The sequence below is a fragment of the Pseudomonas sp. NY15435 genome (assembly GCF_048068295.1).
In the GTDB taxonomy this organism is placed as follows: domain Bacteria; phylum Pseudomonadota; class Gammaproteobacteria; order Pseudomonadales; family Pseudomonadaceae; genus Pseudomonas.
Genome location: NZ_JBLUQA010000003.1, coordinates 422,893 through 437,473, shown reverse-complemented (window position 1 = coordinate 437,473; position 14,581 = coordinate 422,893). Strand labels below are relative to the sequence as shown.

9 protein-coding genes are annotated in these 14,581 nt (G+C 66.7%); 4 read left to right on the top strand and 5 right to left on the bottom strand.

What is annotated here, in order from left to right:
- Positions 1 to 35: 35 nt before the first annotated feature.
- A complete protein-coding gene (locus ACNFH5_RS09215; RefSeq protein ID WP_416745301.1) occupies positions 36 to 1,805 on the bottom strand; it encodes an N-acetylglutaminylglutamine amidotransferase in 1,770 nt (589 codons plus the stop codon).
- Positions 1,806 to 1,937: 132 nt separating this feature from the next.
- On the opposite strand from ACNFH5_RS09215, the gene ACNFH5_RS09210 reads away from it, so the two are divergent.
- Positions 1,938 to 2,420 carry a MarR family winged helix-turn-helix transcriptional regulator gene (locus ACNFH5_RS09210; protein ID WP_416745299.1) on the top strand — a complete coding sequence of 161 codons (483 nt, stop codon included), beginning with the start codon at positions 1,938 to 1,940 and terminating at the stop codon, positions 2,418 to 2,420.
- Positions 2,421 to 2,423: 3 nt separating this feature from the next.
- Here ACNFH5_RS09210 and ACNFH5_RS09205 read toward each other — a convergent pair whose 3' ends face one another.
- Entirely contained in the window at positions 2,424 to 3,173 is a 750-nt protein-coding gene (locus ACNFH5_RS09205; RefSeq protein ID WP_416745297.1) for a sulfite exporter TauE/SafE family protein, read from the bottom strand.
- Between the two features lie 55 nt (positions 3,174 to 3,228).
- Positions 3,229 to 5,193, bottom strand: coding sequence for a bifunctional tRNA (5-methylaminomethyl-2-thiouridine)(34)-methyltransferase MnmD/FAD-dependent 5-carboxymethylaminomethyl-2-thiouridine(34) oxidoreductase MnmC (gene mnmC, locus ACNFH5_RS09200; RefSeq protein WP_416745296.1), 1,965 nt, complete (start codon positions 5,191 to 5,193; stop codon positions 3,229 to 3,231).
- Positions 5,194 to 5,300: 107 nt separating this feature from the next.
- On the opposite strand from mnmC, the gene pap reads away from it, so the two are divergent.
- On the top strand, positions 5,301 to 6,806 hold the full coding sequence (pap, locus tag ACNFH5_RS09195) for a polyphosphate:AMP phosphotransferase (protein ID WP_416745295.1): 1,506 nt from the start codon (positions 5,301 to 5,303) through the stop codon (positions 6,804 to 6,806).
- 617 nt (positions 6,807 to 7,423) lie between these two features.
- Here the strand turns inward: pap and lapD are convergent.
- Together lapD and lapG are read right to left on the bottom strand one after the other, a co-directional pair.
- Positions 7,424 to 9,379 carry a cyclic di-GMP receptor LapD gene (lapD, locus tag ACNFH5_RS09190; RefSeq protein WP_416745294.1) on the bottom strand — a complete coding sequence of 652 codons (1,956 nt, stop codon included), beginning with the start codon at positions 9,377 to 9,379 and terminating at the stop codon, positions 7,424 to 7,426.
- Positions 9,380 to 9,391: 12 nt separating this feature from the next.
- Entirely contained in the window at positions 9,392 to 10,093 is a 702-nt protein-coding gene (gene lapG / locus ACNFH5_RS09185) for a cysteine protease LapG (RefSeq protein WP_416745293.1), read from the bottom strand.
- A gap of 208 nt (positions 10,094 to 10,301) precedes the next feature.
- Between lapG and ACNFH5_RS09180 the strand changes: the two genes are divergently transcribed.
- Together ACNFH5_RS09180 and ACNFH5_RS09175 are read left to right on the top strand one after the other, a co-directional pair.
- Complete coding sequence (locus ACNFH5_RS09180) at positions 10,302 to 11,447, top strand: efflux RND transporter periplasmic adaptor subunit (RefSeq protein WP_416745292.1); 1,146 nt, start codon at positions 10,302 to 10,304, stop codon at positions 11,445 to 11,447.
- Entirely contained in the window at positions 11,444 to 14,536 is a 3,093-nt protein-coding gene (locus ACNFH5_RS09175) for a multidrug efflux RND transporter permease subunit (protein WP_416745291.1), read from the top strand. The genes ACNFH5_RS09180 and ACNFH5_RS09175 overlap by 4 nt, the downstream gene beginning before the upstream one ends.
- Positions 14,537 to 14,581 lie beyond the last annotated feature (45 nt).

Sequence of the window (14,581 nt, the reverse complement as noted above, 5' to 3'; positions counted from 1 at the left end):
GGGAAAGGCGGCGTCGTACCCGACGCCGCCGGGCTCTAGAGGCCTTGTTCCGTCAGCCAGAGGTTGAGGGCCGCCAACTGCCACAACTTGGAACCACGCAGCGGGGTGAGGTCGGTCGCCGGGTCGCTGAGCAGGCGGTCGAACATTGCCGTCTCGAACAGCCCCCGGTCCTGGCTCGGGTCCAGCAGCAGTTCGCTGACCCAGGCGCGGGTATTGCCTTGCAAGTGCTTGAGGCCCGGCACCGGGAAATAACCCTTGGGCCGGTCGATCACTTCGCTGGGGATGACCTTGCGCGCGGCCGCCTTGAGCACCTGCTTGCCGCCGTCGCCAAGCTTGAAGCGCGACGGAATGCGTGCCGACAGCTCCGCCACGCGGTAGTCGAGGAACGGCACGCGGGCCTCCAGGCCCCAGGCCATGGTCATGTTGTCCACGCGCTTGACCGGGTCGTCCACCAGCATGATGGTGCTGTCCAGGCGCAGCGCCTTGTCCACCGGGTCCTGGGCGCCGGGCTGGGCGAAGTGCTCGCGGACGAACTCGCTGGCCACGTCTTCTACCCGCAGGGCTTCGCGCACGGTGTCCAGGTACTCGCCGTGAGTGCGGTCGAAGAAGGCGGCGCGATAGGCCTGCAATGGGTCCTTCGCGCCGGCCACTTTCGGGTACCAGTGGTAGCCCGCGAAGAGCTCGTCGGCACCCTGGCCGCTCTGCACCACCTTGCAGTGTTTCGATACTTCCCGCGAAAGCAGGTAGAAGGCGATGCAGTCATGGCTGACCATCGGTTCGCTCATGGCGCGGAAGGCCGCCGGCAGTTGCGAGATGACTTCGTTCTCGTCGATGCGCAACTGGTGGTGGCGGGTGCCGTAGCGCTTGGCAATCAGGTCCGAGTACTGGAATTCATCGCCGCGCTCGCCGCCAGCGTCCTCGAAGCCGATGGAGAAGGTCAGCAGGTCCTCGACGCCGGCCTCGTGCAGCAGACCGACCAGCAGACTGGAGTCGACGCCGCCGGAAAGCAGCACGCCGACTTCGCGGGCGGCGCGCTGGCGCACGCTTACGGCATCGCGCAGGCTGGTCAGCAGGCGGTCTTCCCAATCGTCCAGGGTCAGCTCGCGCTCGTCCGGCAGCGGGCCGTAGTCCAGGGTCCACCAGCGCTGGCGCTCGGTGTGGCCTTCGGCGTCGATGGTCATCCAGGTGGCCGGTGGCAGCTTCTGCACCTCTGCCAGCAGGGTGCGCGGCGCGGGCACCACGGCGTGGAAGTTCAGGTAGTGATTGAGCGCCACCGGGTCCAGCGCCGGGTCGATGTCACCGCCCTTGAGCAGGGCCGGCAGGCTGGAGGCGAAGCGCAGGCGCTTGCCAGTCTGCGACAGGTACAGCGGCTTGATGCCGAGGCGGTCGCGGGCAATGAACAGGCGCCGTTTGTCGCGTTCCCAGATGGCAAAGGCGAACATGCCATTGAGGCGTGGCAATAGTTGTTCACCCCAGGCGTGGTATCCCTTGAGGAGTACTTCGGTATCGCCTCCGGAAAAGAAGCGGTACCCAAGGGCTTCCAGCTCGCCGCGCAGTTCGGGGTAGTTGTAGATTGCCCCGTTGAACACCAGCGACAGGCCCAGCGCAGTGTCGATCATCGGCTGACCGGAGGCTTCGGCCAGGTCCATGATCTTCAGTCGCCGGTGCCCCAGGGCCACCGGCCCTTCGCTGTGGAAGCCCCAGGCATCGGGGCCTCGTGGGGCCAGGTGATGGGTGATGCGTTCGACTGCGGCAAGGTCCGCAGCCTGTTTATCGAAACGTAACTCTCCTGCTATTCCGCACATGTCCTTACCGGATCTCCGTTGGGGATGAAGTGGGTGGCGCCTCACGGACGCCTTAGGGGATGACCCATCGATCCGGCGAGAGTTCTATTTGATTTCATTGAGGAAAAATGACGGAGCAGCAGGTGGACTGAGATGACCGACAGCAAGGCTTCGATGAGCAACGCCCACGCACTCTCCATGCTGCAGGCCCTGAGGCGCCTGCAGCAGGCAGCGGAAGTGCACTCCAAGAGCTTGGGCCGCGATGGCGAACTGACGCCGCTGCAGTTGTTGATCCTGCAGGTGGTGGAATTGGAGGGGGAAATGACCGCCGGTCAGTTGGCGCGGCAGGTGGCGCTATCGCAGTCGTCCATCTCCAGTGCGCTGACCCGCCTGGAAAGCAAGGGCTTGCTCAGCCGGCGGCGCGACGAAGATGATCGGCGCAAGCAGTGGCTGAGCCTGGACGCAGACGGCCGCACGGCGCTCAAGCATGGCCCGGCGTTGCTGCCCGAGCACGCCCTGGAGCGCTTTGCCGGGCTGCCGGAGTGGGAACAGCACGCCATTCTCGCCGGGCTGTTGCGCGCCGCCGAGCTGTTCGAGACGCCGGGTAGCGGCACCGAGGAAGAAGAGGAGTTCTGAGGCTCAACTCATGAGCTTCTGCGCAGCCAGCGACAGGCTGACTGCCACCAGCATCAGCGCGAACAGGCGCTGTAATGTCGCGCCGCCCAGGCGCACGGCCAGGCGATTGCCGAACAGCACGCCGAGCGCGCCACCCGCCGCCAGGCAGGCCAGCAACGGCAGCGGCGGCTGTGCGTGGGTGAGGTAGAGCAGGAAGCCGCCACCTGACACCAGCGCGATCACCGCCATCGAGGTCGCGGTTGCCGCCAGCATCGACAGCGGCGTGAACCACAGCAGCCCCGGCACGATCAGGAAGCCGCCGCCCACACCCATCAGGCCGGACAGCATTCCCACCGCGAGCCCGACCCCCAGCAGCGGCCCATTGCGCGTCGGCAGGTCGGACACACGTGCCTGGCTGGAGCCTTGCCACATGCGCCACGCCGACCACAGCACCAGCAGGCAGAAACCGATGATCAGCCAGGCGTCGGGCACGAACTTGCCCAGCCACTGGCCGATGGCATTGCCCGGCCAGCCGGTGATCACCAGCCAGAACAGCGGCTTCCAGGCCACCTGGCCCTGCCGGGCGCGCGGTACTGCGCCAATGGCGGCGGAGAGGGCGACGGCGCCGAGGCTGACGCCGATGGCATCGTGCAGTGGCAGGTGCAGGCTGAGCAGCAGCGGCAGGGCCACCAGCGATCCGCCGGCGCCGGTCAGGCCCAGCAGCAGCCCGAGGATCAGGCCGATGGCGGAGGATTCAAGCAGCAGTGCATCCATGTCGGTGGTCCGCTCTGGAGGCTGGTCGCGGTCCTGTCGATGGACCGTGAGGTAATCAGGAGTTCTTCTGGCCGCGCACGACGTCGCGCAGGAAGAAACGGTTCGGGTGGCAGGCCTCGGCCACGGCGCGCGGCACGGGCAGCGGTTCGTCGTCGATCCAGGCTGCCAGCAGTTCGCCGGCCAGCGGTGCGGTGACCAGCCCGCGTGAGCCGTGGGCGCTGTTGAGGTACAGGCCGTCGAGCCAGGGGCAGGGCGTTTCCGGCACCTGGCGCGCATCCTTGCCGAGTACCGCGTAAGCCTGAGCAAAGGAATCGCGATCCGCCAGCGGGCCCACCAGTGGCAGGTAGTCCGGGGTAGTGCAGCGGAAGGCAGCGCGGCCCTGGAGGGTTGCCGGGTCGAGTTGGGCGATGTGCAGGCGCTCGGTCAGGTCTGTGGATATCTCCGCGAGCAGGTTGAGGTTGCCCAGGTGTTCTTCCAATGATGGCTCAGTGTCGTCTCGTTTGAATTCGAAACTGGCGCCCAGGGTGTGCTCGCCGTGACGCGGCGGGGCGACATAGCCTTCGGCGCAGACCACGGTATTCAGCGCCGCGCTGTCGGCGGTCACGGGGATGCGCGTGATCTGCCCGCGGATGCGCTTCATCGGCAGCGTCTGGGCTCCTGCAAATCGGCGCACTTCAGCCGCGGTGGCGAGGATGGCGATGGGCGCGCTGGCGAGCTTTTCATCACTGTTCCAGGCACTCCAGCCATCGGCTTCGCGCTGCAGGCGGACTTCCTCGCCAGTCAGTACACGGATGTTCGGATGCCGGGCGAGGTGCCGGCACAGCGCCGGTGGGTGTACCCAACCGCCCTCGGGGTAGAACAGTCCGCCGGCGGGCAGGCCGACGCCCGCGATGGATTCGGCTTCGGCCTTGTCCAGCAGGCGCAGCAACGTGGCCGGGAAGGCTTCGGCCAGTTTGGCCTGGCGTTGGCTTTCGGCGTCATCGAAACCCAGTTGCAGCACGCCGCAATCGGACCATTCCTCGCCCTTCTGCAAACGCTGGATCAGCCGGCGCGTATGGCCGAAACCGCTGACGATCAACCGCGACAGCGCGGTGCCGTGGGCGGACAGCTTGAGATAGAGCACGCCCTGGGGATTGCCCGAGGCCTCTTCGGCAAGCCCCGCGTGGCGTTCGATCAGTGTCACCTGCCAGCCGCGCGCGGCGAGACTGGCGGCGCTGGCACAACCGGCCATGCCTCCGCCGATCACCAGCGCCTCTCGCGCGGTGTGACGGGCAGGGCGCGCATACCACGGTTTGCTGGCGGGCTGTTCGGTCCCGATGAATTCGCCCTGGGACATCTCCCATTTCTTGCCGAAACCCAGGGTGCGACGAATCTTGAAGCCGGCGGCGCCCAGCCCACGGCGGACGAAGCCGGCGCTGGTGAAGGTGGCCAACGTCGTGCCCGGTGCGGACAGGCGCGCGAGTTGGGCATAGAGCGCGTCGTTCCACATCTGCGGGTTCTTCGCCGGGGAAAAGCCGTCGAGGAACCAGGCATCGATGCGCGCGTCCAGCTCGGGCAGGGTTTCCAGTACGTCGCCCACCAGCAGGGTCAGGACCACGCGGCCCCCGGCGAAGACGAAACGCTGGAAGCCGGGGTTGATCGCCACGTACTGCTCCAGCAGCGGTGCCGACAGGTGCGCCAGTTCCGGCCAGAGGGCGAGGGCGCGGCGCAGGTCGTCCAGCGCCACTGGGTACTTCTCGGTGCTGACGAAGTGCAGCCGTGCGTCGAGCGGGGCCTGCGCCTCGAACAGTTGCCAGGCGCAGAGGAAGTTCAGCCCGGTACCAAAGCCGGTCTCGCCGATGCACAGGCGCCCGCCAGCGGGCAGCGCGGCGAAGCGTTCGGTCAGGCGGTTGCCGTTGATGAACACGTGCCGCGTCTCCTCGATGCCGGAGACGGGGGAAAAATACACGTCGTCATAGAGGCGGGACGTGGGCTGGCCGTTTTCGTCCCAGTCGATCTGGGCGCTGCTGATGTCTGGCATGTGAAGGCAGGGCAGGGATACGAAGGCGGCAGTTTAGCCGATCCGCCGCGCAGACAGCCTGCGTCACATCCGCTACCTTTTATTCACTTCGAATCAAGGAGAGCTGCATGTTCGAATCCGCCGAGATCGGTCATTCCATCGACAAGGAAACCTACGAGAAGGAAGTCGCGGTACTGCGCGAGGCCCTGCTCGAGGCGCAGTACGAGCTCAAGCAGCAGGCGCGCTTCCCGGTGATCATCCTGATCAACGGCATCGAGGGCGCCGGCAAGGGCGAGACGGTCAAGCTGCTCAATGAGTGGATGGACCCGCGGCTGATCCGGGTGGAAAGCTTCCTGCTGCCCACCGACGAGGAACTCTCGCGGCCGCCGCAGTGGCGCTTCTGGCGCCGCCTGCCGCCCAAGGGTACGACCGGCATCTTCTTCGGCAACTGGTACAGCCAGATGCTCTACGCGCGGGTCACCGGCGAGATCAAGGACAGCCAGCTCGATGGCCTGATCAACGATGCCGAGCGCTTCGAGCGGATGTACTCCGACGAGGGGGCGCTGATCTTCAAATTCTGGTTCCACCTCTCCAAGAAGCAGCTCAAGGAGCGCCTCAAGGCACTGGAAAATGACCCGACGCGCAGCTGGCAGTTGAGCGAGATCGACTGGAAGCAGAGCGAGGTCTACGACAAGTTCGTGCGCTACGGCGAGCGCGTGCTGCGCCGCACCAGCCGGGACTATGCGCCCTGGTACATCGTTGAAGGCTCCGACGAGCGCTACCGCAGCCTGACGGTTGGCCGCACCATCCTCGAAAGCCTGCAGGCCGCGCTCAAGCGCAAGGACCGCCCGACTCCGCAGCCCCACGCCGCGCCGCTGGTCTCCAGCCTGGATAACAAGGGCCTGCTGGATGCGCTGGACCTTGGCCTGAAGCTGGACAAGGACCAGTACAAGGAACAACTGGCCAAGGAGCAGGCGCGGCTGGCGACGCTGATGCGCGACAAGCGTTTCCGTAGCCACTCGCTGATTGCCGTGTTCGAAGGCAACGACGCCGCCGGCAAGGGCGGCGCGATCCGCCGCGTCACCGACGCGCTGGACCCGCGCCAATACCGCATCGTGCCGATCGCCGCGCCTACCGAGGAGGAGCGTGCGCAGCCCTACCTGTGGCGCTTCTGGCGGCACATCCCGGCGCGCCGGCAGTTCACCATCTTCGACCGTTCCTGGTATGGGCGTGTGCTGGTGGAGCGGGTCGAGGGCTTCGCCAGTGACGCCGACTGGCTGCGCGCTTATGCGGAGATCAATGACTTCGAAGAGCAACTGACGAACTACGGCATCGTGCTGGTGAAGTTCTGGTTGTCCATCGACCAGGAGACCCAGCTGGAGCGCTTCAAGGAGCGCGAGTCGATTCCCTTCAAGCGCTTCAAGATCACCGAGGAAGACTGGCGCAACCGCGACAAGTGGGATCAGTACGTGGACGCGGTGGGGGACATGGTCGATCGCACCAGCACCGAGATCGCGCCCTGGACCCTGATCGAGGCCAACGACAAGCGCTATGCGCGGGTGAAGGTGCTCAAGACCATCAACGATGCACTGGAGGCGGCTTACGGGAGTTCGAAGAAGAGCAAGAAGGACTGAAACGTCGGTCCGTTTTTGTAGGAGCGAGCCATGCTCGCGAACCAGGCCTGGCGCCGGCCTTGCCGGCGGATCGCGGGCGTGGCTCGTTGCTACAGGTTGGCGGCTACCCCGGGTGAATCCCTGTCAGCGCGGATTTCTCCGCGAGGGATTTCGCGGTAAGGGGAAGGCGCCCCTGCCTTTCCCTTGAAAGCGTGCGCACCGCATCACTGTGGCTCTGGATTCAACGACTTCCAGAGAAACCTCCGCGCTCACCGGAGCGCCCCTCCAGGAGGCCGAGTGGAATCGGAGTTTCAGGGGTTGAGCGGCATGGATGCCGCGAGAGCCGCGATGGGCCATGGATGGCCCTTCGCGGCGTGCCCCTGACACTCCGATGGAGCGAGGGAACCCCGGCGAAGCCGGGGCCGGATGATGGGGCAGAGACCTTTGCCTACTTTGCGTCGTTTGGCAAAGTAGGTCGCCCGAGGGGGCGAAACACAAACCTTCAGCACACGCCGAAGCGGCGCAGAAACGCCTAACCCCAAGCATCGCGGACGAAGTCCGCTCCTACGCAAACCGATACGCCGGAGCGGGTCTGAAGTCGCGGGCCTTGCCTGAAATCTGTCGGCAAGGCCGGCGTCCTACCCCCCATTTCGCTGTGACGGTTTCGGCGGCCCGACCAGCCGTCCCATCGCCCCGGCAATCCCCATCTCCCGCAATACCTGCAGCTCACCCTCGGTTTCCACCATCTCTGCAATCAGCGGCAGGTCGATACTGTTGGAGGCGCGGTACATGGCTTCGATGAACAGGCGCTTGTCGTTGTCCTGGTCGATGGCGCGAATGTAGCTGCCGTCGATCTTCAGGTACGCCAGGCCCAGGCGGGTCAGGTTGCCGATCAGGCTGAAGCGCCCGCCGAAGTGCTGCAAGCCAAGCTTGGCGCCGACTTCCTGCACCGATTGGGCGAGCTTCTCCAGCTCAGCCGGTGGCGGCAGGTAGCGCTCGTCCACTTCCAGGGTCATCAGCTGCGCTTCCTGCGGGTGGGCGCGCAGGATTTCGAAGAGCTGGCGCAGCGGCTCGGCGCTGCGCACGGTTTCCGCCGAGAGCGACAGGGCCAGCGGTGCCGGTTGCTGGGCGAGGTGGGCAAGGGCGTGTTCGAGCATCGCCAGGTCGAAGCGCGCGGACCAGCCGAAGCGTTCGATCCAGGGCAGGAACTGCCCGGCCGCGATGGCCTCGCCCTTTGGATCGAGCAGCCGCGCGAGGACCTTCTGGTGCAGCACCTCGCCACCTTCGGCGCAGGCTCGCACGGGCTGGAACCACAGCTGCAGCTTGCCCTTCTGCAGGGCGTCATCGAGCCATTCACGCCAGGCGCGAGAGTCCTGCGCGGGCTGGCCGCCGGAGCTGTCCAGGCGTTGCCAGGGGCGATCGGGTGAGGATTGCGATTGCGCCAGGGCCTGGTCCGCGCGGGACAGCACGCTGGCGGCGGATTCGCCAGGACGGAAGGCCGCGAGGCCAAGGTGGGCGACCGGCTTGCAGTCGCTGGCGCCAGTGCCGCGCAGGTTTTCCAGGGCGGCGCTGAGCTGGTCGGCCAGCAGTTCGGCGCTGGCGCTGTCGACGCCTGGAGCGAGCAGGGTGAATTCGCCGCCGCGGCTGCGCGCGGCCAGCCAGTCCGGAGTGCCGTGGGTCTCCCGCTCACGCTCCAGTAGCTCAGCGACGTCGCGGATCAGCGCGTCGGTGCGCTGCCCGCCCAGGCGCTGGTTGAGTCCGGCGAGGTCGTTCAGGCGCAGCAGCAGCAGATAACCGGCGGCGTTCTGTTCGCTGGGCGAGAGTTGCGCGTCCAGTCGTGCGTCGAACAGCCGGCGGTTGGCCAGGCCCGAGAGGCTGTCCTGGTAGGCCTCTTCGCGCAGCTTCTCGCTGCGGGTGGCTTCCTCGGCGAACAGCGCCTTGAGCTTGTCGACCATCTGGTTCATCGCCTGCACCACGCGCTTGAGTTCGGGCGTGCGCGGCTCCTTGGGCAGGGTGAGGAATTCGCGGCGGGTGATGGCGTGGGCCTGCTGCACCATCTGATCCAGCGGCTTGAGCTGGGTGCGCAACAGCCAGCCGCCGAGGATGGCGCTGACCAGCCCGCAGGCCAGCAGCCAGGCGAGGCTGCCCAGCGCGCCGTCCCACAGCTTGGCCAGGGCGAACTGCGGATGGCTGACCACCTCGACCCGCGCGGCCTGTTCCCAGCCGCGCATGATCAGCGCGTCGCCGCCCTGGGCCTTGAGGTTGACCAGTTTGGCGAACCAGGCCGGTACTTGCTGGTTCTGCGTATCGCTGTCGCGTTCGACGATGACCTTGCCTTCGGGAATGCTGACTACGCGGATGGTGGCGAAGTAGCCGGAATCGAAGATGGAGCTGACCATCAGCTCGATCATCGCCGGGTCGTCCACATGTGGGGTGAGCGACAGCCCCAGCGCGGTGGCGGCGTCCTGGGCGTGGGAGCGCAACTGGCTGATCATCTGCTCGCGGGAGCTTTCCAGGCTGGCGGCGAAGCTGCCGGCGAAGGCCACCACGAGGAACAGGCAGATCGCCAGGAACAGTTGCTTGAGCAATGACATGCCGGGGTTCTCCTATCGCGTCTCGTCGAGGTCCAGGCCCTCGGCGCGCATCTTGGTCAACAGGTCCTGCCAGCGCGACAGCTTCTTGCTGTCGCCGGTGCGCTTGCCGCCGCCGGGGCCGGGTAGCCACAGCCCCTCGGCGTTGAAGGCGTAGACGGGCAGGAGGTCCTTGCGCTGGGAAGCGGGTTTGATCTGCGGGATCAGGTTGTCCAGCACCAGCGGCTCGGCAGTGGGGGAGGCGTAGTAGGTGAGCACCATGTGCGCCTGGTTCTGTTGCAGCGCCTTGACGTAGGTGATGCGCAGCTTGTCGCTGGCGACCCCGAGGCGGCGCAGGGTGACGAACTTGGCGATGGAGTAGTCCTCGCAGTCGCCGGCGCCCTTGTAGAGGGATTCCACCGGTGTCGCCCAGTAGTCCTCCTGGTGCCAGACGGTGCGGTCGTCGGTGAACACCAGGGCGCCGTTGAAGAAGGCGTTGACCGCCTTGAGCTTGGCGTTTTCGTCGAGGTTCTCGCTGTCCTGGATGAGCCGGCCCCAGGACTCGATGCGGGTCTTGGCGGTGCCGAGGTTGCCGTAGCGCTGTTCGGCATTCTTCAGGATGGTGTCGAAGTTCCAGGCGGCGCCGGCGGTCAGTGCGAGGAGCGCGAGCAGCAGCGCACCGGCCCGCAGACGCAGCGGGCTGGCGAACAGCCTAAGGGCTCCTCGGGGTGGCTGCATCGCCAGCGCTCCATGTGGGATGTGTGGAGTCTAGGCGCTCTTCGTAAACTTGCGCTGGCGTATCGCCACTGGGCGCAAGGCCGCGTCATACGGGCCTTGCCGGTGAAACTGACAGGATTGTCATTTAAGGGTCAGCATCCGGTCCCGACGGCGGGCTTATAACCCCAGGATGCGGCCGCTGTGGCCGAACCAGACGCAGGAGAGCGGGATGCAGGGGCAACGGCGGGTTTGGCTGGCAGCAGGGTTGCTGGGGGTGACGGCGCTGGGAGCGGGCATCTGGGGTTTTGCCGGCCGCCACGAGGCGCCGCAGGCCGCAGCCCAGGCAGCCGGAGTGCCGGTGACCCTGGCGCGCGTTGCCCGCGAAGACCTGACGCAGAACATCGATGGCGTCGGCACCGTCACCTCGCTGGCCAGCGTGCTGGTGCGCCCGCAGGTGGAAGGCCAGCTCACCGCCCTGCTGGTCGAGGAGGGGCAGATGGTGGAGAAGGGGCAACTGCTGGCGACCATCGATGACCGTGCCATCAAGGCCGCGCTGGAGCAGGCCGAAGCCACCAAGCAGAGCAACCAGGCGCAGTTGCGCATCGTCGAGCAGGACCTGGCGCGCTACCAGACGCTGATCCAGCGCGGCTCGATATCCCGGCAGACGGTGGAGCAGAGCGAGGCAGAAGCCGCCCGCCTGCGCGCGACCTTGCGCGGCAACGACGCCACCATCGACGCCGAGCGGGTGCGCCTGTCCTATACCCGTATCACCTCACCCGTAGCCGGCCGCGTCGGTATCCGCAACGTGGACGTTGGCAACCTGCTGCGCACCAACGACAGCAACGGCCTGTTCAGCGTGACCCAGATGTCGCCGATCTCGGTGGTCTTTGCCCTGCCGCAGGAAAACCTGCCGCAGCTGCAACCGCTGATGAAGGGTGATTCTCCGGTGGTTGCGCGCAGCCGCGACGGCGGCCAAGTGCTCGGCGAGGGCCACCTGCGCAGCATCGACAACCAGGTCGCCAGCAGCACCGGCACCATCCGCGTGCGCGCTGTGTTCGACAACAAGGACGGCCAGCTCTGGCCGGGGCAGTTCGTCGCCATCGACCTGCAATCCGGCGTGCTGCGCAACGGCCTGGTGCTGGACAGCCACGCGGTGCGCCGTGGCCTGGACGGCGCCTTCGTGTTCCGCATCGAGGACGGCAAGGCGCAGAAGGTGCCGGTGCGTATCGTCCAGGAAGTGGACGGTCGCACCATCGTCGAAGGTCTGGCGGCGGACGATGAAGTGGTGCTCGACGGCCACTCGCGCCTGACCCCCGGCGCCCGCGTGGACGTGCAGGGCGACGTGCAGGCCCTGGCCCGCCGGAGCGAACCATGAGCGTGCGCGCCGGCATGTCCGGCTGGTGCGTGCGCCACCCTATCGCCACTTGCCTGCTGACCATCGCCTCGTTGCTGCTTGGCCTGCTGGCATTCTTCCGCCTCGGCGTGGCGCCGCTGCCGCAGGTGGATTTCCCCACCATCCAGGTGCAGGCGCTACTGCCCGGTGGCAGCCCGGAGACCATGGCATCTTCGGTGGCGACTCCGCTGGAGGTGCAGTTCAGCGCCATTCCCGGCATCACCCAGATGCTCTCCACCAGTGCGCTGGGTTCGACCACCCTGACGCTGCAGTTCGACCTGGAAAAGAACATCGACGTCGCCGCCCAGGAAGTCACCGCTGCGATCAACGCTGCCGCCGGACGACTGCCGGCAGACATGCCGAACCTGCCCACCTGGCGCAAGATCAACCCGGCGGACAGTCCGATCATGATCGTGCGGGTCAACTCCGAGCTGATGCCGCTGATTGAACTCAGTGACCTGTCTGAAACGCTGCTGGCGCGTCAGCTCAGCCAGATCAGCGGAGTGGGACAGATCTTCGTGGTCGGCCAGCAGCGCCCGGCGATCCGCATCCAGGCGCAGCCGGAGAAGCTCGCCGCCTACCGTCTGACGCTGGCCGACCTGCGCCAGTCGCTGCAATCGGCCAGCATCAACCTGGCCAAGGGTGCGCTGTTCGGCGATGGCCGCGTGTCCACCCTGGCCGCCAACGACCAGTTGTTCAGCCCTGAAGAATACGGCGATCTGGTGGTGGCTTACCGTGCCGGCGCGCCGGTGTTCCTGCGCGACCTGGCGAAGGTGGTGAAGGCGCCGGAAGACGATTACGTACAGGCCTGGCCGGATGGCCGGCCGGGCGTTGCGCTGGTGATCCTGCGCCAGCCCGGCGCGAACATTGTCGAGACCTCCGATGCCATTCAGGCCGAGTTGCCGCGCCTGCGCGAGATGCTGCCGGCGGGCGTCGAGGTGGAAGTGCTCAACGACCGCACCCGGACCATCCGCGCCTCGCTGCACGAAGTGGAACTGACCCTGCTGCTGACCATGGGCCTGGTGGTGCTGGTGATGGGCCTGTTCCTGCGCCAGCTGTCGGCGACCCTGATCGTCGCCACGGTGCTGGCGGTGTCGCTCAGCGCCAGCTTCGCGGCCATGTACCTGCTGGGCTTCACGCTGAACAACCTGACGCTGGTGGCACTGATCATCGCCGTGGGCTTCATCGTCGATGACGCCATCGTGGTGGTGGAGAACATCCACCGACATCTGGAGCAGGGCAAGGATCGGGTCGAGGCGGCGCTGGCCGGAGCCTCGGAGATCAGCTTCACGGTGGTCTCCATCAGCTTCTCGCTGATCGCCGCGTTCATCCCGCTGCTGTTCATGGGTGGCATCGTCGGCCGGCTGTTCCGCGAGTTCGCAGTCAGTGTCACGGCCGCCATCCTGATTTCCGTGCTGGCCTCGCTGACCGTGGCACCGATGCTCGCTTCGCGCTTCATGGGCGCGCCAAAGCATGGGAGCGAGGATGGCGGTATCGCTGGCTGGCTCCTGGCGCGCTACGCCAAGGGGCTGGACTGGTCGTTGCATCACCAGCGCACCGTGCTCGCCGGCTTCGTGGTCTGCGTGGCCATCGCAGTGGGCGGCTACGTCGGCATTCCCAAGGGCTTCTTCCCGTCCCAGGACACCGCCTTCGTCTTCGGCACCACCCAGGCCGCCGAGGACATCTCCTATGCCGACATGGCCCAGAAGCACAAGCAACTGGCCGACATCATCGCCGCCGATCCGGCGGTGCAGAGCTACAACCACGCCATCGGCATCACCGGCGGTAGCCAGAGCCTGTCCAACGGGCGCTTCTGGATCGTGCTCAAGGACCGCGGCGACCGCGATGTGTCGGTGGACGAGTTCATCAACCGCATCCGACCCAAGCTGGCCGAGGTGCCGGGCATCGTCCTCTACCTGCGCTCGGCCCAGGACATCAACCTCGCCACCGGCCCGGTACGCACCCAGTACCAGTACGCCCTGCGCAGCAATGACAGCGCGGCGCTGGCGCTGTGGGCGGACCGCCTGACCCAGCGGCTGAAGGAGGAGGGCGGCCTGCAGGACGTCTCCAACGACCTGCAGATGGGCGCCAGCGTGACCTCGTTGCAGATCGACCGGGTGGCGGCGGCGCGCTTCGGGCTGTCCGCCGAGGACGTCAGCCAGACGCTGTATGACGCCTTCGGCCAGCGCCAGGTCGGTGAATTCCAGACCGAGGTCAACCAGTACAAGATCATCCTCGAGCTGGATGCGCGGCAGCGCGGCCGCGCCGAGAGCCTGGCGTGGTTCCACCTGCGCTCGCCACTGACCGGCGAGATGGTCCCGCTGGCGGCATTGGCGCGGGTCGTGCCGGATAAGTCCGGGCCGTTGCAGATCAACCACAACGGCATGTTCCCGGCGGTGACCCTGTCCTTCAACCTGTCGCCGGGCGTGGCCCTGGGCGATGCGGTGGGCCTGGTGCAGCGCGCGCAGGAGGAGATCGGCATGCCGTCCAGCATCAGCGGCGAATTCCAGGGCGCTGCGGCGGCCTTCCAGAGTTCGCTGGCGAGCCAGCCGCTGTTGATCCTCGCCGCGCTGTTCGCGGTATACGTGATCCTTGGCGTGCTCTACGAAAGTTTCGTGCACCCGCTGACCATCCTGTCCACCTTGCCCTCGGCGGGCATCGGTGCGGTGTTCCTGCTCTGGGGCTGGGGGCTGGAGTTCTCGGTGATGGCGCTGATCGGTCTGGTGCTGTTGATCGGCATCGTCAAGAAGAACGGCATCCTGATGGTCGACTTCGCCCTGGCCGCGCAACGCCAGCGCGGGCTGTCGCCCTATGACGCGATTCGCGAGGCGTGCCTGGCGCGCTTCCGGCCGATCATGATGACTACGCTGGCCGCGCTGCTGGGCGCCATTCCGCTGATGATCGGCTTCGGCACCGGCTCGGAGCTGCGTCAGCCGCTGGGCGTGGCGGTGGTCGGCGGGTTGATCGTCAGCCAGGCGCTGACCCTGTTCAGCACCCCGGTGGTGTACCTGGCGCTGGACCGGCTGTTCCACCGCCAGGCCGCGCCGGCGCTGATCGAAGGTGCGGCGTGAGGCGGGGCTGGGTAGCATGGATGATGGGCGTGGCGAACGAGGAAC